General features: G+C 72.8%; 1 protein-coding gene and 1 pseudogene. Both read left to right on the top strand.

The window, feature by feature from the left end:
• A pseudogene (locus AB0D08_RS40650) lies at positions 1 to 90 on the top strand (ABC transporter ATP-binding protein); the annotation flags it as partial.
• A gap of 77 nt (positions 91 to 167) precedes the next feature.
• Positions 168 to 2,720: an FtsX-like permease family protein gene (locus tag AB0D08_RS40645; RefSeq protein WP_359895406.1), complete on the top strand. Its 2,553-nt coding sequence runs from the start codon at positions 168 to 170 to the stop codon at positions 2,718 to 2,720.
• Positions 2,721 to 2,811: the final 91 nt, after the last annotated feature.

Genomic DNA, 2,811 nt, shown 5'->3' with positions numbered 1-2,811 from the left:
GGCCGCATCGTCGACGAACTCCACCACCCCACCGCCGACACCGTCCTGGACCGGATGCGCCGCTTCGACGCCAAGGGCCGCACCAGCTGACACCCGCCGACAGCTGACCACCGCCACCAGCGGCCCCGGCACCCGTCCGCCCCACCACAGACCCAGGACACCCACCCATGTACCGCACCGCACTACGCAACGTGCTGGCCCACAAGGGCCGGCTGCTGATGACCGCCCTCGCCATCATGCTCGGCACCGCCTTCGTCGCCGGCACCATGGTCTTCACCGACACCCTCGGCGCCGCGCTCAAGTCCCAGAACGCCAAGAGCTACACCGACATCGCCGTGACCGTCAGCGACTCCGGCGCCGTCAGCCAGGGGTACGGACGTGGTGGCCGCGGCCCCGCGGGCCCGGAGCTGACCGAGGACGTCCGCCGGAAGCTGGCCGCACTGCCCGGCGCGGCCGAGGCCCGCGGTGTGGTGTCCGGCTTCGCCGGTATCGCCGACCGCAAGGGCAGCCTGATCGGCGACGGCTTCTCCACCGCCGGTACCAACTACGTATCGGGCGCCGACGGCACCGATGCCCGCTACCCGCTGAGCGAGGGCCGCGGACCGAAGGGCGAGGGCGAGGTCGCGCTCGACACCCGCACCGCGTCCAAGGGCGGCTACCACGTCGGCGACACCGTCCGGGTGGCCGTCAACGGCCCGGTGATGAACCTCAAGCTGACCGGCCTGCTGACCACCAACGACCCGCGGGTCCAGGCGGGCGGTTCACTCGCCGCCTTCGACACCGCCACCGCGCAGAAGCTCTACCTGAAGCCCGGTCAGTTCAACGACATCGACCTGCGGGCCAAGCCCGGTACCGACGACCGGGCGCTGCTGACCGCCGTTCAGCAGGCCCTGCCCGCGGGCGGGTCGCTGACCGCGCGGACCGGTGCCGACCTGTCCGCCGAGCAGGACCGGATGATCACCGAGGGCACCAAGAACCTCAACCGGGCCCTGCTGGCCTTCGCCGGGATCTCGCTGTTCGTCGGCGTCTTCATCATCGCCAACACCTTCACCATGCTGGTCGCCCAGCGCACCCGGGAGATCGCCCTGCTGCGCGCGGTGGGCGCCGCCCGCCGCCAGATCACCCGCTCGGTGCTGATCGAGGCGCTGCTGATCGGCACCGTCGCCTCGGCGGCCGGCCTGCTGGCGGGTGTCGGGATCGCGGTCGGTCTCAAGGCCGTGGTGAACGGCCCGATGGACGCCAACCTCCCCGACGGTCCGCTGGTGCTGGCCCCCGGCACCGTGCTGACCACGGTCGCGGTCGGCGTGGTCGTGACGGTGCTGGCGGCCTGGCTGCCCGCCCGCCGGGCGGCCCGGATCGCCCCGGTCGCCGCGATGAGCAGCGCCGAGCAGCCCGCCACCCCGAAGGGCCTGCTGGTGCGCAACGTTATCGGCGGGCTGATCACCGCCGTCGGCGTCGGCGGTCTGCTGGCGGGGGCGACCGGCAAGTCGACCGACCAGGTGGGCCTGGGTGCGGCGGCCCTGCTGATCGGCGTCTTCGTGCTGACCCCGCTGCTGTCGCGGCCGCTGATCGCCCTGTTCTCCCCGGTGCTGCAGAAGCTGTACGGCACCCCGGGCAAGCTGGCCCGGGAGAACGCGCTGCGCAACCCCCGCCGGACGGCGGCCACCGCCTCGGCGCTCACCATCGGCGTCACCCTGATCACCGCGCTCACCGTGGTCGGCGCCTCCGTCAACCACGCCGTGGACAAGGCGTCCGGGGTGGACGTCAAGGCCGACTACGTGGTCTCGATGGCCAACTACTCGATGCTCTCGCCCGAGGTGGGCGCCCAGATCGCCAAGGCGTCCGGGGTCACCGCCAGCAGCGGGGAGCGGATGGTCCCGGCCGAGGTCAACGGGGAGTCCACCTGGCTGACCGGCGTCGACGGGGCGTCCATCGCCGAGGTCGCCACCGTGAAGATCACCGAAGGCTCGGCCGACGCCCTGAAGCAGGGCAAGCTGCTGGTCAGCACGGGCTACGCCAAGGGGCAGCACGTCAGGACCGGCGACACCGTGGACGTGGTCTACGAGGACGGCGCCAAGGAGAAGCTGACCATCGGCGGGGTGGTGGAGTCCACCGGCACGCTGGCCGGCCTGATCGCCCCGGACTCGCTCATCGCCCCGCACGCCGAGGGCGCCGGGCTGGAGAAGGTCCTGGTCAAGGGCGCGCACGGCCCGGACGCCGAGCTGAAGCAGGCCATCAAGGACGCCACCGGCGGCAACCCGCTGATCTCGGTGAAGGGCGAGGCGGACCTGAAGGCCGAGTCCCGCCAGATGGTGACCGACGTGCTGAACATGATGTACGGCCTGCTGGGCATGTCCGTGGTGGTCGCGGTCCTGGGTGTGGTCAACACGATGGCGATGTCGGTCTTCGAGCGGCGCCGCGAGATCGGCATGCTGCGGGCGATCGGCCTGGACCGGCGCGGGGTCGGCCGGATGGTCCGGCTGGAGTCGCTGCTGATCGCGCTGTTCGGCGCGGCGGTCGGCATCGGGCTGGGCGTGGTGGTGGCCTGGGCCGGGAACCGGGCCGTGGCCGGGGACTTCAAGGAGCTGACCACGGTGGTGCCGCCGGCGCAGATCCTGCTGTTCCTGGTGCTGGCCGCGGCGATCGGCCTGCTGGCCGCCGCCTGGCCGTCCCGCCGGGCCGCCCGGCTGAACGTCCTGGACGCCATCAAGAGCGAGTAGCGGGCACGTCAGGAGCCCCGGCCGGTCCCTCCGCGGACCGGCCCCGGCGCCCGCACCGCCGGGCCGGCGGCCCCGCACCCCCCCCAAGCAA

The organism is Kitasatospora sp. NPDC048540 (genome assembly GCF_040651175.1).
In the GTDB taxonomy this organism is placed as follows: domain Bacteria; phylum Actinomycetota; class Actinomycetes; order Streptomycetales; family Streptomycetaceae; genus Kitasatospora.
Note: the sequence above shows the minus strand (reverse complement) of the source record. Positions and strands in the feature narration are given on the sequence as shown.

Bases quoted from the DNA above. Each gene is read 5' to 3' on its own strand.
- AB0D08_RS40645 (WP_359895406.1), top strand. From the start codon at position 168: ATGTACCGCACCGCACTACGCAACGTGCTGGCCCACAAGGGCCGGCTG.